Origin of the sequence: Candidatus Accumulibacter contiguus (assembly GCF_036625285.1) — a bacterium.
Taxonomy (GTDB): domain Bacteria; phylum Pseudomonadota; class Gammaproteobacteria; order Burkholderiales; family Rhodocyclaceae; genus Accumulibacter; species Accumulibacter contiguus.
In genome coordinates this window covers 268,194-294,889 of record NZ_JAZKUC010000002.1, presented here as the reverse complement: position 1 = coordinate 294,889, position 26,696 = coordinate 268,194, and the positions used below count along the sequence as shown (strand labels likewise).

The window sequence follows — 26,696 nt, the reverse complement described above, 5'->3', positions numbered from 1 at the left end:
CAAGGCATTGTTTGCATGAGCTTCCAGCCTGCGGGCACGGCGCGACTGTAAAAAAATCCGACAAAATCACTCGGAAAATATTCGCTACAGCCCGACGGGAGCGGTCGGCTGCCCGAGAGCGGTGGCGGGGTGCCGTCGCTCATGGCTGGTTGTTGAGCCACCGCCCGAGCATCTGCCGCAGCGCCGCCGCCTCGAACGGCTTCACCAGGTAGTCGTCCATTCCCGCCTGCAGGCACTCGTCACGGTAGCCTGCCATGGCGTGCGCCGTCAGCGCAACCACCGGCGTCCGCTGCGTACCGCGCAGCTTCTCCACCTCGCGAATCCGGCGTGTCGCCTCGAAGCCGTCCATTCGCGGCATCTGGCAGTCCATCAGCACCAGGTCGAAGGGTTGGCGCGCCTGCTCGGTCACAGCCTGCTCACCGTCGGGCACCAGCACGACGTCGATTCCGTAGTGCAGCAGCGTTGCCCGCGTCACCTCGGCGTTGACCGGGTCATCCTCGGCGACCAGAACACGGCGACCGGCGAAAGACCCGGCGACGGCACGGCGCCCCGCCGCCGCCGGCGCCGTTGCCTCGGGGAGGCGGACTCGAAACCAGAAGCATGAACCCTCGCCCGGTGAACTCTGCACCCCGATCTCGCCACTCATCAGGCGTACCAGTTCACGCGCGATCGACAGCCCGAGCCCGGTACCACCGAAGCGCCTGGTCGTCCCCTGCTCGGCCTGCGCGAACGCTTCGAAGATCTGCGCCTGCTTGTCCGCCGCGATGCCGATGCCGGTGTCGTGGACGGCGAAACGCAGAGCGCCATCAGCCTCACGACAGGCGTCGACGTCGATCGTCCCGTGTGTCGTGAACTTCACCGCGTTCGACACCAGATTCAACAGCACCTGGCGCAGCCGGACGACGTCGCCTGTCACCCAACGCGGTAGATCCGCCGCCGCCGTCACCCGCAGGGTCACGTTCTTGAGCCGCGCGGTCTCGCCGAAGAGATCCTGCAGCTCGCGCAGCATCGCCGGCAGATCGAAGCACGCTGATTCCAGATCCAGCCTCCCCGCCTCGATCTTCGAGAGGTCGAGAACATCGTCCAGCACGCCGAGCAGCGCCCGCCCCGAGCGCTGGATGGTCCGTGCGTAGTGCCGCGCCCGCTCCGCCAGGGGCTCATGCAGCAGCAGGTCGGCCATGCCGATGACGCCGTTCATAGGCGTCCGGATCTCGTGGCTCATGTTGGCCAGGAAAGCCGACTTGGCCCGGCTTGCCGACTCGGCAGCCTCTTTGGCGGCGATGAGTTGCTGCTCGATCCGCTTGCGCTCGCTATCGTCGATGGCGAAGATGTAGGCACCCTGTACCGAGCCATCCTCTGCCCGGTCGGGCAACAGGTACGTGCGGTCATAGCGGGTGCTTCCGTCGGACATCGGCAGAGCCATGTCGTATTCGGCTGCCTCTCCCCGCCGTACCTGCTGCAGATGGGGCTCGATCTGGCAATAGGCCTCGTCGCCAAGCAGCTCCGGCACGCCCATGCCGCCGACGGCCTCGGCCGTGCGCCCGAAGCACTCCGCGTAGCGCCGGTTCACGAAGGAATAGCGCGGCATACTCTCGGTGTAATCGGCGTGGGCAATCGCCGCCGGCATGCCATTGACGATGCGCTGCAGGCGCTGCTCACCACGCCGTATGCTGGTGCTGTCGGCCGCCCGCGCACGCAGGACGATCCGCGCTGCCATGGCGACGACGACCAGCGACGAGAGCTGGCCGATGAACGCAAGCAGGGCGGCTTCCTCGGCGGGGACCAGGTTCGGCGGCAGCAGCCCGCACACCGTCGCCCAGTACAGCGCGAAGAGCAGCAGGATGTCGATGGCGAAGGCAGCCAGCAGCACGCGCGCGCGGCCGAAGGTGCCCAGCGTAGCCAGCAGCGCGATCAGCCAGGGCGCCGCCGCCGACAGAACGCCGCCGGTGGCAAAGGCCCAGACGACGACATACACGCTGCCGAGCAGGTTGGTGAGCAGGAGGACTTCGGTCGGCCGCGACACGAAGCGGATGGCGGCCGCAGCGCCGACCGGCGTCAAGATCGCGACCGCAAAGAGCGTCAGTTCGAGCGTGCTCGGCCGGCTGCGCACGACGATGAAGGCGACGAGCAGCAGCGACACCACGGCTGAGATGGTCAACAGCGAGCGGGCGACAATCCGCGCCCGTGCCGCGACGCGGGCGTCGGCACGCGGCGGCACGAACCAGTCGATGAAGCGCCGGCTGCTCACGCCGCGGCCACCACCAGCCGCTGGCCCTGCCGCCGTTGCGGGGCGACGAGCGGAGCGCCAGGAGGGTGCAGGGGGAGTGGCATGCAATCAAGTATAGGGGGGGCAATCAGCGCCGGTCAACCCGCGATCGAGCGGCGACGAACAGGCCCTGGGAGCCTGCGGCACGGCGCAGCAGCGGTCTGCGTGTCAGGGGCGTTCCGAAAGTCATGTGAATTTGGCGGTTTGATCGTCATGGATTTTCTTCGTCGATTTTCTTCGACGACTTTCCTCTGAAGGTCTTTTTGACTCTTCTTCCTCGTTCTTCGGTTTTCTTCCTTCTTCGCTTTTTCCCTTTCCTCATGCGTTCATAGTGTGCTGAGCAGCGCGCTGTTGCGCCGCATTTCGGGGAAAGCGAAGGGAATCCATGGCGCGTACAGAAGATCTCAAGTGTCTGTTGTGCGGGGCATTTTTTGTGGCGGATGCGCGAAACACGCGGCACCAGAAATACTGTTCCGCGCCGGCTTGCCGCAAGGAGAGCAAGGCCGCCAGTCATCGCGCCTGGCTGGCCAAGAGCGACAACCAGAACTACTTTCGCGGTGCCGAGAATGTCGCGCGGGTGAAGTCATGGCGCGAGGCCCACCCGGGGTATTGGCGACGACCGAAAGGCCAGAGAGGAGAAGCGACGACAGGGCCGGCAGAGCCAGTTGCGTTACAAGATGTCTGCCCCACGCAACCCATTGAAATCACTACCGAGCCTCAAGACATCTTGCAACCTGCGTTACAAGATGTCTGGCTTGGCCAACCCGCTGTTGTGATTGGTTTTATCGCTCATTTCATGGGCAGTACGTTACAAGATGACATCGCCAGGAGCACCCGGCTGCTAGTACAACTGGGGACTGACATCATGGCGGGAAGAATTAAAAATGACGATCAAACGCGTTCTTTGTCCAGAGCGAGTCCGGCAGATCCCGATTCAATTCAGTTGGCTCGACCACCGCCTGGTGCGGGAACGGTACATCGAGCGCTGTGATCCGCCGGCAGCGGCGCTGTACCTGTTTCTGGTGACGGTTGCCGATGTCCAGGGGTTGAGCTACTACTCGGATGCTGCGCTCGGTCGCTGCCTGTCGCTGACGCCTGCGCGTCTGAGTCAGGCGCGCAGCGATCTGATACGCATCGGCCTCATTGCCTATCAACACCCGCTCTACCAGGTCTTGTCCCTCGATTCTCCGCCCTGCAGCGAAGGGGGCGAACTCGGAGCTGACGAGATCAGTGTCCGGATCGGCCAGTTGCGCGCCGTCTTGGGATGGACCTCATGATCAAATACGAGCTGTACTGCAAGATCAAGGACTGCCATGAGCGGCAGGGACTGACCGTCGCGCAGACCGCGCGTGCCCTTGGCCTGCATGAGCAAACGGTGGTGAAATGGTTGGCCTGCGAGCAGTTCCACCCCCGGCAATCGGCACCGCGAAGCAGTCAGCTCGATCCGTTCAAGGACCAAGTCATTCGTCTGCTCGAAACGCACCCGTACAGCGCGCAGCAAATCTACCAGCGCCTGCGCGAGGGCGGTTTCGAGGGCGGCTTCACGATCGTCAAGGACTATGTGCGTCGGGTCCGTCCGGTGCGTCGAGAAGCTTTCCTCAAGCTCTCGTTTGCTCCGGGTGAAGCTGCCCAGGTGGACTGGGGCGAGTACGGTTCGATTGGCGTGGGCTCGACTCGCCGGCGGCTCTCGTTCTTCGTCAGGGTGCTGTGCTATAGCCGTCTGATGTACGTCGAATTCACCGTCGCGCAAACCATGGAGCACTTTCTCGCGGCTCACGAGCACGCCTTCGCGGCCTTTGGCGGTTGTCCGGGCCGCCTGATGATCGACAATTTGAAGTCGGCAGTGCTTCGCCGCGTGGTCGGCGAAGCGCCGGTCTTCAATCCGCGCTATCTTGATTTCGCCCGTCATTGGGGGTTTGACATCTCGCCCTGCAATGTCGCGAAAGGCAATGAGAAAGGGAGGGTCGAAAGCGGGGTGGGTTATGTCAAAAAGAACCTGCTCAACGGCGCTGACTTCCTCGACTTCAGTGCAGTGAACCCGGCCGCCGAGGTGTGGCTGGCGAGCATCGCCAATGTCCGTCTCCATGGTGAAACACACCAGCGACCCGTGGATCGGTTCAAGGACGAACAGGCGCTACTGCAGCCACTCAACCCGATGCCCTACGACATCGGTCGCATCCAGAGTCAGCGCGCCTCGAAGCAGTTCCGGGTCGCGCTCGACACCAATCACTATTCGGTGCCGGCCGAGTTTGCCAGTCAACGCGTGACGCTCAAGGCTTACCCGGATCGGGTATGCATTTACCACCAGGACAAACTCATCGCGCGTCACCTGCGCAGCTATGACCGGCATCAGGATATCGAGGACCCCGATCATCCGAAGGCGCTGCTCGCCCAGCGGCGCAACGCGCGCGAGCAGCGCTTGCTGGTGCAGTTCCTGAGCCTGTCCAGACACGCCCAGGTCTATCTCGAAGGCATCGAACAACGTCGCGTTAACCCGCGTCATCACCTGCGCAAGATCGTCGCCTTGAGCGAAATCTACGGCATCGACGCGGTCGATCGGGCGATCCAGGACGGCATTGCCTTTGCTGCCTATAGTTGCGAGTACATCGCCAACATCCTGGAAATGCGGGCTCGTGAAACCCCCGAGCCGGGGGCGCTGCATCTCACCCGCCGCCAGGATCTCCTGGACCTCGAGATCGCCGCACCCGATCTCTCTCCCTACGAAAGGCATAGCGATGGGCACTGACCGACGGATCCTTTCCGATGTCCCCACCGAGGCGCTACGCGCCCAGTTGGCGAGCCTCAAACTGTCCCATCTGCTCGAACGTTTTGAACCCATGGCCCAGGAAGCGGGTGCCGAGCAATGGTCACACGTCGAGTATCTGGCGCGGCTGATCGAGGGCGAGGCGCATGCCCGCGAAGATCGCAGCATCCAGCGACGGGTGGGGCTCGCCCGCTTTCCGGTGCTCAAGACCCTTGATCAGTTCGACTGGAACTGGCCGAGCAAAATCAACCGGCCCCAGATTCAGAATCTCTTCCGACTGCGTTTCATCGAGGAGAAGGGCAACGTGATCTTCATTGCCAATGTTGGCCTGGGGAAAAGCCATCTCAGTATCGCGCTGGGGCATGCCGCTTGCCTGCGCGGCTACCCAGTGTTGTTTACCACCGCGGTCGATATCATCAACTCGCTCTCTGCCGCCCAAGCGCAGGGAAATCTCAAGCGCGAACTGCGCAAGTACCTGCAGCCGCGTCTGCTGGTGGTCGACGAGCTCGGCTACCTCCCGATAGACAAGCATGGCGCCGATCTGCTCTTCCAGATCATCAGCGAACGCTACGAACGCGGCGCCCTCATCATCACTACCAATCGCGCCTACAAGCACTGGCCGGAAATCTTCAACCAGGACAGCACCCTCACCTCGGCACTCCTGGATCGACTGCTCCACCATTCCGAAACCGCCGTCATCGAGGGCAAGAGTTATCGCATGAAAGAGCAGATCGAGGCATGACGTGGGCCGCCTGACACGCCCCGTGCGCAACCCCCGAGTCCTGAGCCATCGGTAAGCCGGTACCCCGGTCGAGGGGTGCCCGATCGATGAACGTCGTGACTGTCACAAAACCTGGATGAACAAATGACCGACCCCTTGGTGACCGTTACGAAACCCGGCCAGCCTCTCAAGGGCGACCGGCCAATGACTGACACAGAGCGCAAACGTGCCCAACGGGTGCGAGACAAAAGAAACGCCATCAACGCGATCGGCCATGAGCAGGACGCGCCACTTCGGGCGCTGCTGTACATCCTGGAACGGGTCGAGGTATCCGAACCGGCACGTCATTCGGCACGACGGGCATGGCTGGCTTTCGGGCAGCGATACGGATTTGTGACGGTCTCGGAAGAATGATGGGGAGCATGGATTCCAAACCGCCAAATTTAAGTGGAATTCACGCCGCCGCTCACAGGACAGACGGCCAACGATTACTGGCGCGCCGGACGCGCCGGTTTCCGCGGCGACTGGACGATGGGCGGCGGTCACCGGCTGACGCTCAGCGGTCAGGCCTATTACGGCACTACGGGCGACACCTGGCAGGTGCCGGACATCGGCTCGCCTGCAGGCGTGACGCTCACCGACATGCACGCGTCGTTTAGGCGACGCGTATCCGGACTTTCAGTCCGCAACATAAACCCACCGGCTTTAGCCGGTGGTTGTTTAGTTCCGCGAAGTCGTCCTGCCGAAAACGTGCGGTCGCACCGTCGTCTTCGTCGACGAAATCGATTCGACACTAGCAGCCTGTCGGACTTGGGCTGAAACAGCCAAAATCTTGAGCGGAATGGCTCATTTTGGAGCGGGAAATCTCGTTTTTACGCTCAAGGCGCACCTTTCCTTGGTGTTTTGCTTACTGCAGACGCAATACGGCCATGCGCTTCAAATTCCAGGATTCAGAAAGGGTACCGCCGCCATGCTCGGTGCATCGCACACGTCCACCGCCAGCACGGCCAGAGTGGGGTAGTAAAGCGATACGCGCGGCGCGAGAACATGCCGTGCGCGCTCAAGGCCGTGCTTCCCGTGTACTGAAGAAGTCGCGATGCGCAGGCGGGCTTGGGCTTCGCCGGCGCGTCAGCCACGTTTCGAATGCGCGGTGCTTGACGATTACACGCGCCTGGCGCGCCCAGGCGCTCACCTGCAGGTGGTCCCATTCGTTCATCGATGTCACGCAAGTCAACAAGGAGTCAATACAATGAGCCTCTTGCAAAACTCCCCGGTGGGCCGGGCGGATGTGGCATGGCTCGCTCTGGACGAGCGACCGGCGCCTCCACCCAGGTCGCACCGATCGAACCAATCCTGTACCCAGAACGAGCACATGACCCCACCGACCCTGCCGGGTCGCACCGTATTGCTCGCAGGTCTGCTGGCGCTTGCCAGCGTGCCGGCGTTGGCCGAAGTCGACGTGCTGAGCATGCGCTCGGACGCGCGCTTCACCAGTGTGCTGAAGGCGCCACCGCCCTGGTCCAGCGCTTACTCGGTTACCAGCGCGGCCGAGTGGATTGCCCTGGGTCGCCATGCGCAGACCGCCACGCCGGCTGGCCAGCCCGTGGGATCACCCTTCAGCGTCGACAACGTGCAGGCCTGGGCCGACTTCCAGCAGGAAGACGAAGGCAGCAGCTTCCACAGCTATGCCCGGCTCACCGGCAGCTACCTGGACGCCGGGCCGTGGAACTTCGCCCGCAACGGCTGGTGGGCAAAACCATCACGCTGCTGGCCGGATGGCGGGCAAACGCCCAGCAGAGTGCCCGATACGGATGCCGCGGCACGCCGCTCCCAGCCCATCGCCAAGGGCGGGTATTGCGGGATCTCTGGTCGTCTTGGCTAGCAGGTGCGCGCCAGCGGAGGCCGCTTCCGCTCACGCGAACCCATTCACCTGTGCAGACATGAGTTGAACTTCGGCGAACTGCCTGGAGTACCTGCGGGAAGCACGACCCACTAGCCTGCCCTGCGGCTGTAGTGGAAACGGGTAAAGGATTCCGCCACTGCCGGGGGGCTGTAGTAGTAGCCCTGGATGGCATGGCAACCGTGCGCTTCCAGATAATCGAGCTGGGCGATGGTCTCGACTCCTTCGGCGATGACTTCCATCTTCAGGCTGGTCGCCATGGCCACGATGGCATCGACGATGGCGGCATCGTTACTGTCATTGGCAAGGTCGCGCACGAAGGAGCGGTCAATTTTCAGGCGCGTCACCGGAAATCGCTTCAGGTAGGCGAGACTCGAATAGCCGGTGCCGAAATCGTCGATCGCCATTTTCACGCCTGCGGCGGCGAGTTGGTGCAAGACTGCCTTCGCCTGTTCGGGATCGATCATCAACATGCTCTCGGTCAATTCGAGTTCGAGGCTTGCCGGATCGATCCCGGAGGCGTGAATCATGGCCGAGATCCGCGCGCTCAAGTCCCGCTGCTGAAACTGCCGCGCCGACAGATTGACGCTGATGCGCAGACCGGGATGTCCGCCAAGCTGCCAGCGCCTGGCCTGACGGCAGGCCTCGCCGAGCACCCATTCGCCGATCGGCACGATCAGCCCGGTCTCCTCGGCAATGGTGATGAAACGGTCGGGAGCGATCAGTCCCCGTTGCGGATGCTGCCAACGAATCAGCGCTTCCATGCCGATCACCTCGCCGCTGCGGCAATCGACCTGCGGCTGGTAATGAAGCAGGAACTCGCCGCGCTCGATCGCCAGACGCAGATCGTTCTCGATCGTGACCCGTTCCTGCACGCTCTGATTCATCGCCTGCGTGAAGAACTGGAAATTGTTGCGGCCTTGTTCCTTGGCGTGATACATCGCCGTGTCGGCATTGCGCAGCAGGGTTGCCGCGTCATCGCCATCTTCCGGATAAACGCTGATGCCGATGCTCGGCGTCACATGCAGCGAGCTGCCTTCGAGCAAGTACGGCGCGGCAACGGCCTCCAGCACTTTCCTGGCGACCACGGCCACGCGCCTGACGGCCGCCAGCTCGGGGATGACGATGACGAACTCGTCGCCGCCCAGGCGCGCCACCGTCTCGGTCGAGCGCAATACTTCCGTCAGGCGCTGCGCGAGTTGCTCGAGCAGGCGGTCGCCGGTGTCGTGGCCGAGGGTGTCGTTGATCAGTTTGAAGTGGTCGAGATCGAGGAACAGCACCGCCATGTGGTCGTCGTTGCGTTTCGACTTGGCGATGGCCTGACGAATCCGGTCGTCGAGCAGGGTGCGGTTCGGCAGCTTGGTCAGCGCATCGTGGTGGGCAAGGAAGTGAATATCCTGCTCCCACTGCTTGCGCTCGCTGATGTCGAAGAAAGTCCCGGTGTAATGCGTCACTTCGCCGCCCGCATTGCGAACGGCGGTGATGGTCAGCCACTCGGGGAAGATCTCGCCATTCTTGCGCCGGCTCCATACCTCACCGCGCCACACACCGACAGCAAGGATGTGTTCCCACATGGCTTGATAGAAGTCGGCATCGTGCCGCCCGGACGAGAAAATTCTCGGGGTTTGCCCGATCAGTTCATGCTCCGTATAACCCGAAAGGGCAAGCAGGGCCGGGTTGACCGAGAGAATCCGCTGCTCGGCGTCGGTGATGCAAATGCCTTCGGCGCTCGCCGAAAACACGGTCGCCGCCAGGCGTTGCGCTGCCTCGGCGCGGCGCTCCTCGCCAATGCGCCAGATTTCCTGGCTGATCAGTTGCAGGGTCTCGACCTCCAGCGGCGTGTAGGGTTCGGCCTTGTTGCCGATTCCGGCGATCAGCCGTACCTTGCCGTTGGCGATGACCGGCACGCTGACCAGGCGAAGCAGTGGCGAATGCCCTTGCGGCAGGCCGCGACGGCCCTCTGCTGACCCATAGTCGTTGCAGACCATCGGCTCGTGGTGGCGGACGACGTCGGCCCAAATACCGGCCTGGCTGATCGGATAGTGTTTCTCGAATGCCGCCGTACAGAATTCGTCGAGCGTGCGCCGCGACCACGCCGCAAACTCGATCATCTCCTGATCGTCGGCAACGAAATGGACGAAAGAGATTGCGCTGCCGGTCAGCCGCTCGGCAATTTCAAGACCGTACTGCATGAATTCGGCTTCTGTCATCCGCTCGGCGGCGCGCGGCATTTCGTGCAGCGCCGTGGCGCGCGCCGCCTGCAGGGCAAGCAACTCGTCCGCCCGTTGCTGTCTTTGTTCGGCACGCTGGCGCTCGGTAATGTCGGTCAGGATGCAGTGCGTCCGCGCCACACCCTGCCGATCGCAAGTAATTCGGCCGTTGATGAGCACGGTACGCGTTTCACCGTCCTTGCGCCGCAAGTCGAACAGCAGGCCTTCGATGTGGTCGGCAGCAACATTCGGAAAATTCCCGGCGAGCACCGGCAGCGAGTGTTCCTCGATGAAATCGGTGATCGGACGCCCGAGCACCTCGTCACGCGTATAACCGCCAAGCAGGGCGAGCCATGCCTCATTGACATCAAGGATCGCCGCATGCATGTCCAGCGACTGGTAGGGCAGAGGCGCCATGCGGAACAGGCCTCGGTAACGCTCTTCCGACGCGGCGAGCTGCTCGGCGGCAGCGCGTTCGGCGGTGACATCGCGGGCAATGCCGGAAAAGCCGACGATGGCGGAGTTGCCATTGGTACCCGCACGCTCGGCGACAATGTTCCACTGCAGCAGGTGCACCGCACCATTGCGCGCAAACTGCCGAATCTCGAACTGCAAGGCCGGGTCATCGCCTTGCAGCCAGGTGGCGAAAGCCTGTCGAGTGCGCTCGCGATCATCAGGGTGGACGAATTCAAAGGCAGACAGTCCGATACAGTCCGCGGCCGGCAGGCCGAAATAGGTCTCGGCCATGTAATTGACGAAGCTCAATCGCCCCTCATGATCGACACGGGTGATCAGGTCGCGGGTGGTCTCGACGACGCCGCGGTACTTGGCCTCGCTCTCGCGCAGCAGCGCTTCCCGTTCGAGCACGACCTGGGCCATGCGGCGCATGCTTTGCGCCAGCTTTTCGATCTCGTCGGTGCCCGAGGGTGGAATCTGCGCGCGGTAATTGCCATCGGCCACCGCTTCCAGGTGCCTGGCGAACTGGCCAAGCCGCTGCGTCATCCGCCGGCTCGCCAGCACTGCCGCAATGACTGCCAGCAATAGCGCCAGCAGACTGCCGAAGGCCAGCGACCGCAGCGTCGAGTGGAACGTGGCAAAGGCCTGTTCGGTCGGCTGCGCGATCAGCGCCGTCCAGCCCGCCTCGTGGATCGGCGTACTGCTGCCGATGTAGTCGATGCCGTCCAGATGGAAACGCGCGGTTTGCAGCGAGGCCGCACCACTCCCACTCAGTGGCGGCAGGTGGCTGAGGTTTTCCTGACGCAGGGCACGCTCGGCGTCAGGATGTCCGACGACATTGCCGCGCCGGTCGACGATGACCGGCAGCACATCGGCAGCGCGGGCGAGCAATTCGGCAAAGCGCGAGACTTCCTGCAAATTGAGTTCGCCCACCAGGACGCCGTGCCTGGGTGCCGCAGTAGCCAATTCCGCTGTAATCGTCAATGGCAGGGCCAGCGCCACAACGATGTGTCCACCGGTCGACAAATAGGTATCGGACCACACTGGGCGCTGCTGCACACGTGCCGCGTGCACAAAGCGACGGCCAGAGAAATCGACGCCGAGCTGGTTGTCGCGCAAGGTACGGCGAGCCTTCGGCAAGCCGACTTCGAGAACCCGATCGGCACCATCGACGACGTAGATCGACTCGATGGCGCCATCTGCCTGGGCCAGGGTATCGAGCATGACGCGCAGTTGGGCTGTGTCCATCCTCGGCTGACTGCCGACATCGTCAGCCAGGAGGCCAAGATGAGAAGAAAATTCCGCGAGAAAAGCGTCGATCTGCGTCGCCGTCGTTGTGCCGAGCGCACGGATCTGGGCCTCCACACCAGCGTTGAGACGCGGCAGGAGAACGCCGAGCAGCACTGCGATGAGCGTCAGGATGGCCAGCGCGACCAGCGACGACAGTCCAAGCGACAACCAGAATCGTAGCGAACGTGACATTATTGCCGTGGTCTCGTCGTTCCTGGAGGTTGGTCAATGCAGGCGCACGAAGGTGCCATCACGGATGGTAGTCAGATAGGTCTCGCGTGCCGCGTCGCCGGTGGCGTCGAAACGTATCTCCGACTGCGCGCCGGAAAACACGCCGCGCGCAAGAATGACCTGCTTCAGGGTCTGGCCGGGCTGTTTGGCCGCAAGCGCGTCGAGCACCACATTCGCCGCGTCGAAGGCGGTGAGGCCGCCAAATCCCGGCTCCTGGCCGAAGCGCTCGACGTAGCGCCTGCGAAAGGCCACATAAGCGGGCTGTGTGCTGTCGCGATCGACAAATTGTGCGATCACGACGCCTTCGACCGCCTTGCCACCCAGCTCGACCAGCCGTTCGGTGGCAGCCCACTCCGAGGTGCCGATGCGCACGACGGCATCGCGCTTGCGGAGCTGCTGCGCGAGCAGGGCGGCATCGACCGAATTGGCCAGGATCAGCACAGCGTCCGGTTTCGCCCTGAGAAGACCCTCCGCCAGGTCAGCAAACGAGGTTTCCTTGCCGGAACTGAAGGGAACGGTGATGCCGAGCGTGCCACCGGCCGATTCGAAGGCGTGGCGATAGTCGGCCAGCCAGCCCTCGGTATAGGCCCGATTGTTCAGATCATAGGCGGCTGCGACACGGCGTAGCCCCAATCGATCGAAGTGATAAGCGGCGCTGACACGCGCGTATTCGGCGGTCGAAGCGATGACCCGCAGGAAATGATCGTCGATCCCGGTCAGCGTCGTTGTCGTCACTGTCGGGCTGAGCATCACCAGTTCGGCCTCGTTGACCAGCGGCACTGTAGCCACCGCCATGGCGCTGGTCATCGGCCCGATGATCGCCTCGACCTTGCGCTCCAATAGCCGGCCAACGGCTTTTCTGGCGAGATCCGGGTCCTGCTTGTCATCCTCGACAATCAGTTCGACCGCCCGGCCGTTTACACCGCCGCTGCTGTTGCGCATTTCGACGGCCAGCGTCGCGCCATTGCGACCGGCAATTCCCAGGTCGGCCACCCGGCCCGAAATACCGCCGAGGAAGCCCAGGCGCAGCGGCTCCGGCGGTGCACAGCCAAGCAACGCGCCACAAATCGCAAACCGGGCGACAAGCCATTGCCACTTGCGTGGAAGCGAACTCTCTCCAGCCAAGGATCGATCCTCTCGACATCCGTCGAAAAAGACACGTCAGCGCTAACGACGCGCTGCACGCCGCAAACAGATAGTCTGATGTAATCCAGGGCATTATGCAGAATGTCGAGTTCACTGTCCAAAAAAGGTGCGAATGAACACGAATTATCGATGGATGGTTGAAAAAGTCTCGCCCTGAGCCGAGAATCGATACTTTCACCTTTTCGCTGCCCAATCCCTCGCCGCAAGCATGACCAGCTCATCATTGATCCACATCGGGAGAATTTCATGCCGCGCACCCTGCAGAGCAAACTTGTCGCTTTCGTCGTCGGGCTGATCGCCAGCGCTGTCCTCCTCCTCGGTGTCCTTTTCTACCAGCAGTTGCGAGGCCAGTTGCTGGAAGGAATAGAGAATGAAATCCGGAGCGCCGCTACCGCTTACTCGCTGGCCATTGGCGAATGGATGGCCGCCAAGGTTCAGTTGCTGAAGGCGATCAAGCCGGTGATCGGAACACCGGAGGCAAAAAGCGTTTTCGTGCTGGCCAAAGCGGCTGGCGGCTTTGACACTGTCTACGCTGGCTACCCCGATAAGCGCGCACTCTTCTCCGAGTCACAAAACCTTCCCGCGGACTGGGATCCCACCAGCCGCCCCTGGTACAAGGAAGCCGAGCTGGCTGGCGAAGCACGCATCGTCATTACCAAACCCTACGCGGATGCCGGAACCAAGAAACTGGTGATCTCGATTTCGTCTCTGGTCAAGGATGGTGGCAACACCGTCGGCGTTGCCGCCGCCGACCTCTTCATCGATCGAATCGTCAGCGAAGTGCTGGCGCTCAAACTGGCCGGTAACGGTTTTGGTTTTCTGCTGCACAAGGACGGCACCGTACTCGCGCACCCGCTCAAGGAAGCCGTGATGAAACCGGTGACCGAGCAGGTTCCGGAGCTGAGCAGCGACCGCATCGGGCACGCCGCGAGCGAGGGGAAAATGTTTTCCGTCCAGCGTAACGACGGTGACCGGCTGCTCTTTCTTGCGCCAATCAAAGGTACCGATTGGCTGCTCGGCATCTCGCTGGAAAATCCGAAGACGCGGCGATCCAGGAAGCGCGCGTCACCATCTCGTCTTTGTCCAACAACGTGAAGAACACACAGCGGCTTCTCGAAGACTTTCGGGGGTGATGCCCACCGCCGTAGAAGGAATGATCATGAGCAAATCTGTCCAGCCCTCGCTTCGCTTCTTCTATCCGGAAGCCCTGCACATACGCACCCTGCAATTCCTGGATACTCTCGAACAGGCCGAAGATCCGACCAGGCATGCAAATGCCCTGGGGGATCTGGTGGTCGAGTTGACCGATATCGGCATGGATTACTACTTCCTCAAGCCGCTCGAGCAAGCCGGGGTGGGCTTTGTCCTCCGACAGTCGGCAAATCTCGGGATGGCCGGCGCAGTCCGGGTCATCGGCCCGGTGATTCGCAAGATCATCGCGCGTCTGGATCACAGCCAGTTGCTGACCATCAGCGCGTATCTCCGGCAACTCATGCGTTGACTGTGCGTGATGATGAACCGATGTGACCTTCCCCGGCGGTACAATGCCGGAGAGCAGACGACATGATCAGTTCTCCCCTTCTTCACGACTCCAGGGCGGCTTGGTTGTTGGCGGGCGTGGAGTTCTTCTTCTCCTTGAGTTGGGTGGTTTACGTCATCTTTCTTCCCGAGCTGCTGACGCGCGGCGGCATCGACCAACGCTATGTGCCGTGGTTCCTGGCCGCTGACCAACTGGTATTTGCGCTGTCCGACTGGTCGGTCGGCGTCGCGCTTGACCGCGCCCGCGCAGCGTTGCGCAGGATCGGGCCATTGCTGGTGCTGCTGTCGACGCTTTCGGCGCTGGCCATGTGGCTGCTGCCCTTACTGGCCGGGATGCCGATGCTCTTCCTGCTGATGACTACCTTGTGGGTGGCCACTTCGTCGGCCTTGCGTGCGCCGCCCTACGTTCTTCTCTCCCGTTACGCCGGACGTTCTTCGATCCCGCGTCTGGCAGGTATCCAACTGCTTGGTCTGGCGATCGCTTCGTCGCTGGCGCCGTATCTGGCGATCGTGCTCAAGGGTGTCGATGCCGCGCTGCCGTTCCTGCTCAGCGCGCTGGCAGTGGGTTTTTCAGCGCTGGCGCTGGCATATGTCGAACGTTCCCTGCCTGCCGCCCAGTCAGTTGTCACTTCTGCCAAGGCGAATGCAGTGGGCCGCTCGGGCAACGCCTCCTGGGGCTACCTGCTGCTCGTCGCCTGGTTGCTCGCTGTCGGCCAGCAGTGGCATACGGCGGTCAACTCGGCGCCGCAGTTCAAGCGGCTCGCGGATCCGGCACTGCTTCCCTGGCTGATGCCCATCTTCTGGGTCGGTTTCAGCTTCGGTCTGTTGCTCGTCGAGCGCGTGCTCCGCGCGTGCGGCGTCTGGCTGCTCCTGCAACTGGCCTGTGCAGCAGGTGCGCTGGCGCTCACTGGAACGGTAATGGCCGGCTCATTGACCGTGCTGGCATCGAGCCAGTTCGCTGCCGGGGTGTTCTGGGGTTTCATCCTCTGTGCCTCGATCGGCCTGGCGACCGAATGCGGTCAGCCGCTGCAGACTGGCCGCAATACCGGCGCGCTGATGGCGACACTGGCCGTCGCGGCAATGTCGCGCCTTGGTCTGGCGGCCTCTGGCGGGTTGGGCTTCGCCACTGTCGACGCGTTCTTGCCGGTGGCCGCATGGTGTGTGGCGCTGCTGTTCCTGCTGCGCCTCAGGTCGCTGGAGTCGACGTGAGATCGCAACCGCCGTCAGCGAAGTCTTCCCGGAAGATACAAACCGACGAGGATCGCGTGCAAGAAATCGTCGAAAGGCATGCGCAACCGAGCCGGTCTATGGCAAAAGCATATTCAGGGCGAGCGGCTACTCTTTTAGCATTGATTGGAACGACAGGAGGCATGATGTTTCGGAAATGGATACCCACGGTGTGCTTCGCCTTGTTCGGGAGTATCGCCGACGTCGGCGCCCAGGCATTGCCAGCCCCGACACGCGGCGAGCTGTTGTACTCGACACATTGCATCGCCTGCCACGACACACAAATTCATTGGCGAGACAAGAAACTGGTGACCGACTGGAAGAGTCTGCAGAAAGAAGTACGCCGCTGGCAGGAGCTTGCGGGGCTTGGCTGGAGCAATGAAGAAATTGCGCAGGTTGCGCAATATCTGAATCAACGTCTCTACCACCTGACGCCGGACTAACGGTCATGACTTTTCCAGGCACCCCCGATCATGAAGTCATGACCGTTTCCCTCTCCCCCTCCCGAGGGGGAGGGGAGATTCCTCAGTCGCGTTCGCGACTTTCACATTAAGGGGGTTGGCAATCGCCGCGCCCACAACCATCCGCCAGGGTGAGCGGCCATCGTTTTTCAGGCGGCCAAGGTCGCTGCTTCAGGCGGTGCTACGCATATCCTCAAGGTTCACCGTCTGCTGCAGAACCTCGCGAAAGTTCTCGCCGATCTTGCCGAGTATATTCAACTGCAGGAGAAGTTTGGCCTCGACATGTTGCAGCTCTTCGATCCGCTCTTCGAGAGTATCGGTGGCCTGGTGAATCCGCTTGATGCTTTCCAGCCGGCGCTTGAGCTGAATCTGGTGTTCGCGAATCTGAATCTCCAGCGGCGTCATGATCGCCTTCAGCCATGCCTGGACATCGCGGTTGGCATGCTCGAAAGTCTTGCGCACCTGCGCCGCCACCTCCTCGAAGAAGCGCTGTGTGAGCTGGCTCTTTTCGTGCGTCAGCAACTGGAACACGGAGTTGATGTGGGTGTTGCACCATTGATCGAGGCGGTCGATTTCCTTCTCGTACTTCCGCAGCGAAAAACCGATCGGCGTACCCAGTTTGAGGCCATGTTCAACGGCGAATTTCTTGTAGATGGCCTCCATCATGCTCGTGATTTCCGTGACCTCTGCCTTCGAGTTGGCGAGATTGCCGCGAGCGACCACAAAGAAGTGATCGATCGCTTCGGTAAGCGTTCTGGAAAAGGTAGCCTGCACCATCGTCTCCCGCGTCGCCGTGCTCAGCAGGCGCAGCGAATCGAGTCCGAGATGGGCAAAAAGTCTGTTGGTCAGTTGTGAGAAAACGCTGCGCACCGCGTAATAGCGCTGCAGACCGGATTCAAACTCCTCCTTCTCGCAACGCACCTTGCCCATCATGTACTCGACGACACCCTTGTTCTTGCCTCGCAGTTCTGCCAGCTCGCCAAGCTGTTCGCGCAGACCGACAAGGCGCGACTCCAGCAGGCTGCGGGTGCGCTGATGGCAATCGGTAAACTCGACATGGATGCTGTCGCGAACGATCTCCTGCTTGGCCGGGATCAACTCCTCGGAAAGCGCATGCTCAAGCCTCGACAAACGGCTGCGCTGCAGCAACACGTGATCATCATTGATCTTGGCAACCAGCGCTTTCTGTGCCGAAACCGGAAAAATCTGATCCTCCGGCAAATCCAGCGCCCACGCGCAGGTGTCGACCTGTCTGGCGATTTCTGTGTCGATCTCTTCGGCCGACTTGAGTTCGTCCCACAAGCTGTCGATCTTGTTGAGTACGACGATGCGGCCCTTCTTGCGACCCACAGAGGTGCCGATGTGTTCGCGCCAGACGGTCAGATCGGATTGCGTCACGCCGGTGTCGGCAGCCAGAATGAACAGTACGGCATGCGCATTGGGCAGCAGGGACAGGGTCAGTTCGGGTTCCGTACCAATCGCGTTGAGACCGGGGGTATCGAGGATGACCAATCCCTGCTGCAACAGCGGATGCGGAAAATTGATGATCGCGTGCCGCCAGCGCGGGATCTCGACGCCGCCCTGTTCGTCGACGCGCAAGGCCGCCACGTCGCCGTCGGTCATGGCAAAGCCGAGCCTTTCGGCAGTTGCCAGGTCGACATGGATGACGTCGCTGACATGGCGAAGCGCGTCCTGCATGGCCTCGGCCGAGCTGGTGTCGATCGGGAGCAGTTCCCATTCCTCGGGAGAGCGCTTGTATTCGCTGATGCTGCCGTTGGATTCACGGCTCTCGATGGGCAGCAACTCGATCGATGGCAACCTCGTTTGGTCGTACATCAACTCGGTCGGGCACATCGTCGTGCGGCCGGCGGTCGAGGGCAGAATGCGGTTGCCGTAACCGGCGAAGAAGATGGCGTTGATCAACTCCGACTTGCCACGCGAAAACTCGGCGACGAATGCCACATGCAGGCGATCCTCGCGTAGATTGTCCAGCAGTTGGGCGATGCGGCGATCGATCTGGGCGTCGGTCAATTCGTTCTCGACGAGCCAGCCTGCGAACTTCTCCAGGATCCCGGAGATGCGGGCACGCCATTCGCTGTAGGCGGCAAAATGTTGGGCAAGCGTCATGGCAGGTTCCAGCACAAGGCACAGGTTTTCACTCTACCACAAGGTCGTGCTCAATCAGCGACATAGACCGACAACTCAATGCTGGCAACGCGGACAGTAGAATGTCGAGCGGCCCGCCTGGCGAATGACCCGTACCGGTCCGGCGCAGGTCGGACAGGGCTCGCCCGCACGACCATAGACCCTGCAGGAAAGCTGGAAGCAACCGGCACCACCGTCGCTATGCACGTAGTCACGCACACTGCTGCCACCGGCAGCAATTGCCGCAAGCAGCGTTGCACGGATGGCATCCGCCAGTACGCGATAGCGCTGACGGCTGATCCGATCACCGGTGCGCAGCGGTGACACACCGGCATGATGGAGGCTTTCGGCGGCGTAGATATTGCCGATGCCGACGATCAGACGACTGTCCATCAGCAGCGGTTTGATCGGCACCCGGCGGCAACGCGTCGCCGCATACAGCCAATCGCCGTTGAAATCATCAGAGAGCGGTTCGATACCCAGATGGGCGAGTGCCGGATGACTTTCGACGCCGCCGCCCTCGTGCCAGAGCAGCGCTCCGAAGCGGCGCGGATCGCGAAAACGCAGAACGATGTCGGCGAAGACCAGATCAAAGTGGTCGTGGAGCCGTGCTGGCGTAGCCGGCGGCACCAGGCGCAGACTGCCCGACATGCCGAAGTGAATGAGCAGCCAGCCGCCACCGCTGGTACTCTGACAGTCCAGCAAGAGATACTTGCCGCGCCGCAAAATGGCGTCCACACGCAGACCGGCCAGGCGCGCAGCCAGCCCGGCGGGAATCTCGTGCCGCAACCGCGGCGTGCGCACCACCGCGCCGATGATCGGTTGTCGGGACAAGCAGGAGAGCAATCCTTGTCGGCTGACTTCAACTTCCGGGAGTTCTGGCATTGCTGCTACCGCGAAAAGTCCATAACATGCGCAAATTATGACGCAAAGTCGCCGTCGGTTCCTGCAATGGTTCGCGGCAGGCAAGGAAACCATGAAATCGATCAAGAACACTCTCCTCTGCACGACGCTGGCGCTGGCCTTCGGCGTGCCCGCTCTGGCTGCCGGCGACGCCCCCTCCGGGAAACGCAAATCGACTTCGCATGAGTTCAAGCGCAATGCGCCGGAGGCCTTCGCGCCACGCCTCGACGACAAGGACTACAAGGAACTCAGCGGACAGGTGGTCTATCAGCTGCTGCTCGCCGAAGTGGCGCTGCAGCGAGGCAAAGCCGAGTTCGCCAGCCAGGCCTATGCCGACCTGGCCGTGCGCACCCGCGACCCGGGAATCCTGGCGCGAGCGATCGAGGTGGCTGGCTACGCGCGTCGTTACGATCTGGTTCTCGACCTCGCACGCCTGTGGTTGCAGGTCGAACCGGATTCCAAGCGTGCCCAACAGGTGCTGGTCGGCGTGATGATCCTGTCCAACCAGTTCGATGGCCTGGCACCGCAACTGATTCGCATGCTGGAAGCCGACAAGGAAGCGCTGCCGGGCAACCTGCTGGCACTGAACCGGATGTTTGCCCGCAGCCAGGATCGCCAGGCGGTCCTGCAATTGATCATCAAGATCTGCGCGACATTCCTGGACCTGCCCGAAGCGCATTACGCGATCGCCATGGCTGCCAGCGCAGCCGGCGACAACCCCCGCGCACTTGCGGAAACGCGGCGCGCACTCGATTTGCGCCCGGACTGGGAGGCTGCTGCACTGCTGGAAGCGCAGCTACTCGCCCAGAAGTCACCCGCCGAAGCCATCGCTGCCCTGCAACGTTTTGTCGATCGTCATCCGAAGGCGCGCGAAGTACAACTGCATCTGGCGCGCGCACTGGTCGGCGAGAAGCGTTATGGCGAAGCCAAATTGCAGTTCGAGCAGTTGCTGCTCACCTACCCGAACAACCCGGATGTGGTTTTCCCGGTGGCCATCCTGGCTCTGCAGGAAAACGACCGGAAACTTGCCGAAACGCAGTTCAAACACCTGGTGACGCTCGACATCCCGGACAAGAGCGCTGCCTACTATTACCTCGGTCAGCTTGCCGAAGAAGGCAAGCGTGCTGACGAAGCGCTGGCCGATTACCGGCAGGTTGGCCCAGGCGAGCACTATCTCCCGGCGCAGCTTCGCAGCGCCAGCATCCTCGGCAATCAAGGCAAGGTCGAAGAGGCGAGACGCCAGCTTCGCGAAGCGGCAACAAAGAACCCGCAGTTGCGCGTCCAGCTATCGATCACAGAAGCCACCCTGCTGCGCGATGCGAAGCAGACCGAGGCGGCTCTTGCCCTGCTCGACCAGGAACTGAGCACGCAGCCGGAGCAGCCAGAGCTGCTCTATGAGTCGGCGCTGCTGGCGGAAAAGCTCGGACGCGTGGAAATCATGGAAAGCCGTCTCAGGAAGCTGATCGAACTGCAGCCGGAGAATGCGCAGGCCTACAACGCACTCGGTTACTCCTACGCCGATCGCAACCTGCGGCTGCCCGAAGCCCGGCAGCTCGTCGAAAAGGCGCTGCAACTGTCGCCCAACGACCCCTTCATTCTCGACAGCATGGCCTGGGTCCTGTATCGGCAGGGGGATCACGAAGGCGCGCTGGCTCTCTTGCAACGCGCCCTTGCACTGCGCCCCGACCCCGAGATCGCAGCACATACCGGAGAAGTACTGTGGATGCTCGGCCGCAAGGAAGAGGCGCAACGGACCCTGCGCGAAGCGCACAAAAGGGATCCGGCAAACGAGGTACTGAACGAAGCGATCAGGAAGTTCTCGCCCTGACCGGCAAATACCCGCGCCGTTCCATGACCGTCGCGCCAGCGCTCCGATGCAGCCGCGAGTCCTGATCGCACTCCTGATCGTCCTTGGCTTGCCAGGGCTGAGCTCCTGTACCACCCTGCCGGCAGCGGCCAGCGCGCATGCGCCGCTCGCCGTCGCGCGAGACGACCTGCAGGCCTTTGCACTGGCCGGCCGCTTTTCGGTTCGCCAGGAAGGCAAGAACTACCCTGGTCGCCTGCACTGGCGTCACGACGGCGACCGCGACGAGTTGCTGCTGTCCTCGCCGTTCGGGCAAGGCCTGGCCGAGATCGTCAGCGACGCCGGTGGTGCGCGCCTGGCCACCAGCGACGGCAGTTCATATACGGCAGCGACTGCCGATGAACTGTTGCAGTCGATCCTGGCGTATCCCTTGCCCTTGAGCAAACTGCTCGACTGGCTGCGTGGCCACCATCCCGACGGCGGCGACCTGGCACGGGACAGCCTCGGCCGCCCGCTATCCCTGCGCCACGAGGACTGGCGGATCGACTACGAGTACGACAGCGACGACCCGCAAGCCCTGCCCGGCCGCCTCTTCGTCGAGCATGAAAGCGGTTTTGCACTGCGCCTGCGCATCGAAGAGTGGCAGATGTGGCCCACTGCGCTGCCGAATCGGCTGCCTGCCGTAGACTGCATCCCATGACTTCCAGCCGCCAATTCTGGGACTGGCAAAGCGTCTATCCGGCGCCCGCCAAACTCAACCTCTTCCTGCATGTCGTCGGCCGCCGTGCCGATGGCTACCACCTGTTGCAGACGGTGTTTCGCTTTCTCGGACAGGGTGACCGGCTGCGCTTTTCGCCACGTGCCGACGGCCTGGTGCGTCTGGCGACGCCGCTGGCAGGTGTCGCGCCCGATCAGGATCTGAGCGTTCGCGCCGCCCGCCTGTTGCAGGCCGAAACCCATTGCCTGGCCGGCGTCAATATCAGCATCGAAAAACGGCTGCCGCTCGGCGGCGGTCTCGGTGGCGGCAGTTCGGATGCGGCGACGGTCCTGCTGGCACTCAACCACCTCTGGAAACTGCATGTGCCGCGTCGGCGCCTGCAGGAAATCGGCCTCGCTCTTGGCGCCGACGTGCCGGTCTTCGTTTTCGGACGCAACGCTTTTGCCGATGGCGTCGGTGAAAACCTGCTGGCAGTCGAATTGCCAGCGTGCTGGTATGTGGTCCTCGAACCACCGCTGCAGGTGCCGACCGCAGTCATTTTTGGCGCGCCGGAACTCAAACGCGATTCGCTCGCGATCGCCCCGGCGTCGTGGCGCCCCGGCTTCGGTGGCAACGACCTCGAAGCCGTGGCCTGTGCCCGCTTTCCGGCGATTGCCGAGCATCTCGCAGCGCTGTCCGCCTTCGCCCCGGCGCGCATGAGCGGCTCCGGTGCCTGTGTTTTCGCCGAGTTCGCAAACCGCGAAGACGCCGAGAACGCGCTGCGACAATTGCCCGCCGCGATGCGCGGCTGGGTGGCAAGGAGCCTGGACCGGCATCCCCTGTGCGAACTGGCGAGTTGAAGCCGCCGCCGGGCGCTGTTGGCAACACAACCCCTGAAGGCATTTTCGCTCCTCGCAAACCCTTGCCATTCCTGGGTGAAACAAGATGAAGCTGCGCGTAGGGCTGGCCTTCGCGGTCATGCTCGCGATGGCGCTCGGGCACATCCAGCAGGGGTGTACTCACCAAATGCGCTCACTGGTCCAGACTCCACGACCGGCCAGCGGTTAGCGCCTCCAGGCGACTCCCTCGTATCCGGCATACCAGACGGCGATTCTTCGGCGGGGACGGGTGGCGCCCAAGGATCGTCCAAACTGGAAAAAACCGGGCGCCGACGACAAAAATCCAGCGCAGCCTCGCCTCCGACGGCTGCCAGTACGTCGACGCCAGCGCCAAAAATGCGTAGGGTATATTTTGCCGCCGGAAAATCGACGCATCGAAAATGTCTCTGGCAGGAAATTGCTTGAAATCGACCGCCTGCATGGGCTAGAATCGCGGGCTTTCTTCCCCAAATACAATTGGAGTATTGATCATGGCGCGTGTTTGCCAGGTTACGGGCAAGGGCCCGATGGCAGGGAACAATGTTTCCCATGCCAACAATAGAACGAAGCGCCGCTTCCTTCCGAACTTACAGTATCGCCGTTTCTGGATCGAGAGCGAAAACCGCTGGCTCCGCTTGCGCGTATCGAACGCCGGTTTACGAACGATTGACAAGAATGGCATCGACGCCGTGCTCGCCGACTTGCGCGCCCGCGGCGAGATCTGACAAGGAGAACAGCCATGCGTGACAAGATCAAGCTTGAGTCGACCGCCGGTACCGGCCACTTTTACACCACGACCAAGAACAAGCGCACGATGCCCGGCAAGATGGAAATCAAAAAGTACGATCCCAAAGCACGCAAGCACGTAATTTACAAGGAAATCAAGCTGCGTTAAGCAGTTCTGGCAGGTTCCCGTGCGTGGCTGCATGACCAGTATTTGGCGACAGCCACAGTAACCCGGCTGTTGCGTTCGCGTTCCCGAAGCCGCTCGATCAGCCCGGCGAATTACTGCGCCGCTTTGACCAGCCGGCGTGCGCGAACCCCTTTGGCGAGGCTCTCCAGGACTACCAGCGAGTCCTCCCATCCCAGACAGGCATCGGTAATGCTCTTGCCGTACTCCAGATCCTGACCGGGAACGAGATCCTGACGTCCTTCAACGAGGTGCGATTCAACCATCACGCCGACGATGCGTTCGTCGCCGGCCGCGATCTGGCTGGCGGTGTCCCTGGCGACCTCGATCTGCATCTTGAAAAGCTTGTTGCTGTTGGCATGCGAGGCATCGATCATCAGGCGTGCGGCGAGGCCGGCGGCGGCGATTTCCTTGCAGGCGGCGTCGACATGCGTGGCGTCGTAGTTCGGCTCCTTGCCGCCGCGCAGGATCACGTGGCAGTCCTCGTTGCCGGCCGTAGACACGATTGCCGAATGGCCCGCCTTGGTCACCGAAAGAAAATGGTGCGGTGATTGCGCCGCACGGATGGCGTCGATGGCGATGCGGATGTTGCCATCGGTGCCGTTCTTGAAGCCGACCGGGCAAGACAAGCCGGAAGCCAGTTCACGATGCACCTGTGATTCCGTGGTACGCGCGCCGATCGCCCCCCAGGCAATCAGGTCAGCCGTATATTGCGGGGTGATCGTATCGAGGAACTCGGTCGCACAGGGCAGGCCCAGGTCGTTGATTTCGAGAAGCAGGCCACGCGCCAGGCGCAGTCCCTCATTGATCCGGAAGCTGTTGTCGAGACGAGGATCGTTGATCAGGCCCTTCCATCCGACCGTCGTGCGCGGTTTTTCAAAGTACACGCGCATGACGATCAGCAGATCGTTGACGAAACGGGGAACTTCCTTCTGCAGTCTCTTAGCGTATTCAACGGCCGAATCGACGTCGTGAATCGAGCAGGGTCCAAGCACCACCAGCAAGCGGTTGTCGGCGCCATGCAGGATGCGGTGGATACCCTGGCGCGCTTCATAGGTCGTCGTTGCCGCACGCACACCAACCGGAAATTCACGGAAGACGTGCGCTGGCGGCACCAGTTCCTTGATTTCTCGAATGCGAACGTCGTCGGTATTGGGCTTGCTCTGCAAGGTCATGCAATATTCTCCTGGCTCCTGGCCTGGTTCGACCAAGGGCTCGATTCTACTCCGGGTATCGCGATGGCGGTTTGGCTCAGCACGTCCGTCTCGCCATCGGCATGCCTTGCGGCAATGTGGATGAATTCCTCCTGACGGGCGAAAAAGGCATTCACCACATCCGGGTCGAAATGAGTCGCCCGCCCTTCGTGGATGATCAGCAGCGCTTTTTCGAGGGAAAAAGCTCTCTTGTAGACCCGTTGCGTGATCAATGCATCGAAGACGTCAGCCAGCGCCATGATGCGTGCAGAAACCGGAATCGCGTCCCCTGTCAATCCTTCCGGGTAGCCGGATCCATCCCACTTCTCGTGGTGATAATGCGCGATCTCCTTGGCCATGCTCAAGAATTCGATCGGGTACTCGGCACCCTGCTCGGCCTGTTCGAGTGCTTGATAGCCAAGTTGGCTGTGCGTCTTCATGATGGCCCACTCATCCGGCGTCAGCTTGCCGCGTTTGCGCAGAATGTGGTCCTTGATGCCGACTTTCCCGATGTCGTGCAGAGGTGCCGACTTGATGAGCACCTCGATGCGGCGTGGTGTCAGGAAATCGGCGAAACGCGGGTGCGAGCACAGTTCCATCGCCAGCGTGCGCACATAGCCCTGTGTGCGGCGCAGGTGGTTGCCGGTCTCCGGGTCGCGGATCTCGGCCAGGCGGGCGAGTGCGCGGATGCTGGTATCCTGGATCAGGAGGTTGTCCGCCATGCGCCGGGTGATTTCCCCTTCCAGACAGCGGTTGCGATCCTGCAACAGGTCGCGGGCAGCTTTCAGGTCGAGATGGGCCTTGACGCGCGCAATGACGATTGCCGGCCTGATCGGTTTGGTGATGTAGTCCACCGCGCCGAGGGCCAGACCGTGCTCCTCCTCGTCGGCTTGTTCGAGAGCGCTGACGAAGATGACCGGGATGTCTACCGTGGCGGGGTTGGACAGCAGGCGCCGAATCACCTCGTAGCCGTCCATTTCCGGCATCATCACGTCGAGCAGGATCAGATCGGGTTGCGGCTGTTCGGCTGCCGCCTGCAAGGCGCGCCGCCCGGAAGTGACTGCGCGCACCTGATGGATGGGGCTCAACAGGCCGCACAGGAGCGCCAGGGTTTCGGGGACATCGTCAACGATCAGAATGCTTGCCATGAGGTTCCTAGCGGGGAAACAGAGAGAAACAGCAATCGGCCCGCGCGCATTATCCGGGAAAGCGTCAATGGCTGCTCGTTTCCCTTTTGACAGATTTTGCCTCGCCGCATGCGCAGCCGCGTTTGTGCAGAGCAGCGGCGAGGAAATCGCTATGCTGTCCACCGTTTCGAAGAGACACTCGCCGATTTTGATCAGGGGAATCTAGTAGGCGATCTGGCGCGAGCCGCTGTCGATCACCCGCCGACCTGGTCTTTCAGGGCTTCGCAGCCGATCGAGACACGCTCAAGTACCGTTGCCCGGCGGCCTACGTGGGGAGTGTGTACCCAGGCGCCGGCCTGCCACGCCGCAGGCAAAGTCCATCCCGGCGCCTATGGCCGGATTGTTCGTCTCAAGATGACCGAACAGGTCAAGCGGCAGAGCCACGGGGTACATTTGCTCTGCCGGTAACCCATTGTTTTGCAGTCATTTCATCTGGGGTGCCTGAATAAGTCATGGCCGTTAGCGAAAAAACTCCTCCAGCCGTACAAACACCTCGTGCTCGGCGCCGTGCCGATGCACCGCGAGCACATCTTCGAGCTTTTCGATCTGCTTCACCATCTGATCGAGGCGTTCGTCTTCATTGACCAGCAGCCAGATGCGGCTGGTGTCGCCATTGCCCACCGGCATCACCAGGATGCCTTCGACGTTGTACGAACGGCGGGAGAACAGGCCGACGACGTGCGACATGACGCCGGGGTGGTTGTTGACGTCCAGTTCAAGCACCGTACGCGCCAGTGCCTGGTTTTCACTTCGTGAAATCGAGTTCAT

23 protein-coding genes are annotated in these 26,696 nt (G+C 62.0%); 15 read left to right on the top strand and 8 right to left on the bottom strand.

The genetic code is table 11. The annotated features are described in order from the left end of the window. Nucleotides 1–139: 139 nt before the first annotated feature. Nucleotides 140–2,248, bottom strand: coding sequence for a hybrid sensor histidine kinase/response regulator (locus V5B59_RS19790; RefSeq protein ID WP_169071120.1), 2,109 nt, complete (start codon nucleotides 2,246–2,248; stop codon nucleotides 140–142). Between the two features lie 902 nt (nucleotides 2,249–3,150). On the opposite strand from V5B59_RS19790, the gene V5B59_RS19785 reads away from it, so the two are divergent. The 5 genes from V5B59_RS19785 (at nucleotide 3,151) to V5B59_RS19765 (ending at nucleotide 7,633) form a co-directional block, all read left to right on the top strand. Then, a complete protein-coding gene (locus V5B59_RS19785; RefSeq protein ID WP_169071121.1) occupies nucleotides 3,151–3,543 on the top strand; it encodes a hypothetical protein in 393 nt (130 codons plus the stop codon). Continuing rightward, nucleotides 3,540–5,012: an IS21 family transposase gene (istA, locus tag V5B59_RS19780; RefSeq protein ID WP_169071122.1), complete on the top strand. Its 1,473-nt coding sequence runs from the start codon at nucleotides 3,540–3,542 to the stop codon at nucleotides 5,010–5,012. Before V5B59_RS19785 ends, istA begins: the two co-directional genes overlap by 4 nt. Continuing rightward, nucleotides 5,002–5,772: an IS21-like element helper ATPase IstB gene (gene istB / locus V5B59_RS19775; RefSeq protein ID WP_169071123.1), complete on the top strand. Its 771-nt coding sequence runs from the start codon at nucleotides 5,002–5,004 to the stop codon at nucleotides 5,770–5,772. Before istA ends, istB begins: the two co-directional genes overlap by 11 nt. A gap of 183 nt (nucleotides 5,773–5,955) precedes the next feature. Then, the gene (locus V5B59_RS19770; RefSeq protein ID WP_332352253.1) at nucleotides 5,956–6,165 is read left to right on the top strand and encodes a hypothetical protein; all 210 of its coding nucleotides are present in this window, start codon (nucleotides 5,956–5,958) and stop codon (nucleotides 6,163–6,165) included. Between the two features lie 958 nt (nucleotides 6,166–7,123). Then, nucleotides 7,124–7,633: a hypothetical protein gene (locus V5B59_RS19765; protein WP_332352252.1), complete on the top strand. Its 510-nt coding sequence runs from the start codon at nucleotides 7,124–7,126 to the stop codon at nucleotides 7,631–7,633. 110 nt (nucleotides 7,634–7,743) lie between these two features. Here V5B59_RS19765 and V5B59_RS19760 read toward each other — a convergent pair whose 3' ends face one another. Continuing rightward, a complete protein-coding gene (locus V5B59_RS19760) occupies nucleotides 7,744–11,799 on the bottom strand; it encodes an EAL domain-containing protein (protein ID WP_169071126.1) in 4,056 nt (1,351 codons plus the stop codon). 33 nt (nucleotides 11,800–11,832) lie between these two features. Then, nucleotides 11,833–12,963 (bottom strand): ABC transporter substrate-binding protein, encoded by a 1,131-nt coding sequence (locus V5B59_RS19755; RefSeq protein WP_169071127.1) that lies wholly within the window; start codon nucleotides 12,961–12,963, stop codon nucleotides 11,833–11,835. Nucleotides 12,964–13,230: 267 nt separating this feature from the next. On the opposite strand from V5B59_RS19755, the gene V5B59_RS19750 reads away from it, so the two are divergent. The 4 genes from V5B59_RS19750 to V5B59_RS19735 all read left to right on the top strand — a co-directional run bounded on the left by V5B59_RS19750 (nucleotide 13,231) and on the right by V5B59_RS19735 (nucleotide 16,193). Continuing rightward, nucleotides 13,231–14,079, top strand: a complete 849-nt coding sequence (locus V5B59_RS19750; protein WP_169071128.1) for a cache domain-containing protein — start codon at nucleotides 13,231–13,233, stop codon at nucleotides 14,077–14,079. 64 nt (nucleotides 14,080–14,143) lie between these two features. After that, complete coding sequence (locus V5B59_RS19745; protein ID WP_034919512.1) at nucleotides 14,144–14,485, top strand: hypothetical protein; 342 nt, start codon at nucleotides 14,144–14,146, stop codon at nucleotides 14,483–14,485. 62 nt (nucleotides 14,486–14,547) lie between these two features. Continuing rightward, nucleotides 14,548–15,732 (top strand): MFS transporter, encoded by a 1,185-nt coding sequence (locus V5B59_RS19740; RefSeq protein ID WP_169071129.1) that lies wholly within the window; start codon nucleotides 14,548–14,550, stop codon nucleotides 15,730–15,732. A 56-nt stretch (nucleotides 15,733–15,788) separates the two neighbouring features. Next, nucleotides 15,789–16,193, top strand: a complete 405-nt coding sequence (locus V5B59_RS19735; protein WP_308240156.1) for a hypothetical protein — start codon at nucleotides 15,789–15,791, stop codon at nucleotides 16,191–16,193. 189 nt (nucleotides 16,194–16,382) lie between these two features. Here the strand turns inward: V5B59_RS19735 and V5B59_RS19730 are convergent, their stop codons facing one another. After that, nucleotides 16,383–18,338, bottom strand: coding sequence for a dynamin family protein (locus V5B59_RS19730; protein WP_169071130.1), 1,956 nt, complete (start codon nucleotides 18,336–18,338; stop codon nucleotides 16,383–16,385). 75 nt (nucleotides 18,339–18,413) lie between these two features. Continuing rightward, nucleotides 18,414–19,241 carry a bifunctional DNA-formamidopyrimidine glycosylase/DNA-(apurinic or apyrimidinic site) lyase gene (mutM, locus tag V5B59_RS19725; RefSeq protein ID WP_034915143.1) on the bottom strand — a complete coding sequence of 276 codons (828 nt, stop codon included), beginning with the start codon at nucleotides 19,239–19,241 and terminating at the stop codon, nucleotides 18,414–18,416. Nucleotides 19,242–19,332: 91 nt separating this feature from the next. Between mutM and V5B59_RS19720 the strand changes: the two genes are divergently transcribed. From V5B59_RS19720 to rpmG, 5 genes are all read left to right on the top strand, one after another. Next, nucleotides 19,333–21,087 carry a tetratricopeptide repeat protein gene (locus tag V5B59_RS19720; protein ID WP_169071131.1) on the top strand — a complete coding sequence of 585 codons (1,755 nt, stop codon included), beginning with the start codon at nucleotides 19,333–19,335 and terminating at the stop codon, nucleotides 21,085–21,087. 46 nt (nucleotides 21,088–21,133) lie between these two features. After that, nucleotides 21,134–21,763 (top strand): lipoprotein insertase outer membrane protein LolB, encoded by a 630-nt coding sequence (gene lolB, locus V5B59_RS19715; RefSeq protein ID WP_034911718.1) that lies wholly within the window; start codon nucleotides 21,134–21,136, stop codon nucleotides 21,761–21,763. Further along, on the top strand, nucleotides 21,760–22,620 hold the full coding sequence (gene ispE / locus V5B59_RS19710; protein WP_169071132.1) for a 4-(cytidine 5'-diphospho)-2-C-methyl-D-erythritol kinase: 861 nt from the start codon (nucleotides 21,760–21,762) through the stop codon (nucleotides 22,618–22,620). The genes lolB and ispE overlap by 4 nt, the downstream gene beginning before the upstream one ends. A gap of 509 nt (nucleotides 22,621–23,129) precedes the next feature. Continuing rightward, nucleotides 23,130–23,363, top strand: a complete 234-nt coding sequence (rpmB, locus tag V5B59_RS19705) for a 50S ribosomal protein L28 (protein ID WP_169071133.1) — start codon at nucleotides 23,130–23,132, stop codon at nucleotides 23,361–23,363. A gap of 14 nt (nucleotides 23,364–23,377) precedes the next feature. Then, complete coding sequence (gene rpmG / locus V5B59_RS19700; RefSeq protein ID WP_034928807.1) at nucleotides 23,378–23,533, top strand: 50S ribosomal protein L33; 156 nt, start codon at nucleotides 23,378–23,380, stop codon at nucleotides 23,531–23,533. Between the two features lie 110 nt (nucleotides 23,534–23,643). Here the strand turns inward: rpmG and aroG are convergent, their stop codons facing one another. Both aroG and V5B59_RS19690 read right to left on the bottom strand, forming a co-directional pair. Next, nucleotides 23,644–24,723 carry a 3-deoxy-7-phosphoheptulonate synthase AroG gene (gene aroG, locus V5B59_RS19695; protein ID WP_169071134.1) on the bottom strand — a complete coding sequence of 360 codons (1,080 nt, stop codon included), beginning with the start codon at nucleotides 24,721–24,723 and terminating at the stop codon, nucleotides 23,644–23,646. Continuing rightward, nucleotides 24,720–25,889, bottom strand: a complete 1,170-nt coding sequence (locus V5B59_RS19690) for an HD-GYP domain-containing protein (protein ID WP_169071135.1) — start codon at nucleotides 25,887–25,889, stop codon at nucleotides 24,720–24,722. The genes aroG and V5B59_RS19690 overlap by 4 nt, the downstream gene beginning before the upstream one ends. Before the next feature lie 108 nt (nucleotides 25,890–25,997). Here V5B59_RS19690 and V5B59_RS19685 point away from each other — a divergent pair, with 108 nt between their 5' ends. Beyond that, complete coding sequence (locus V5B59_RS19685; RefSeq protein ID WP_332352251.1) at nucleotides 25,998–26,336, top strand: hypothetical protein; 339 nt, start codon at nucleotides 25,998–26,000, stop codon at nucleotides 26,334–26,336. A gap of 51 nt (nucleotides 26,337–26,387) precedes the next feature. On the opposite strand, the gene ilvN is transcribed toward V5B59_RS19685, so the two are convergent. Further along, a complete protein-coding gene (gene ilvN / locus V5B59_RS19680) occupies nucleotides 26,388–26,696 on the bottom strand; it encodes an acetolactate synthase small subunit (protein ID WP_169071136.1) in 309 nt (102 codons plus the stop codon).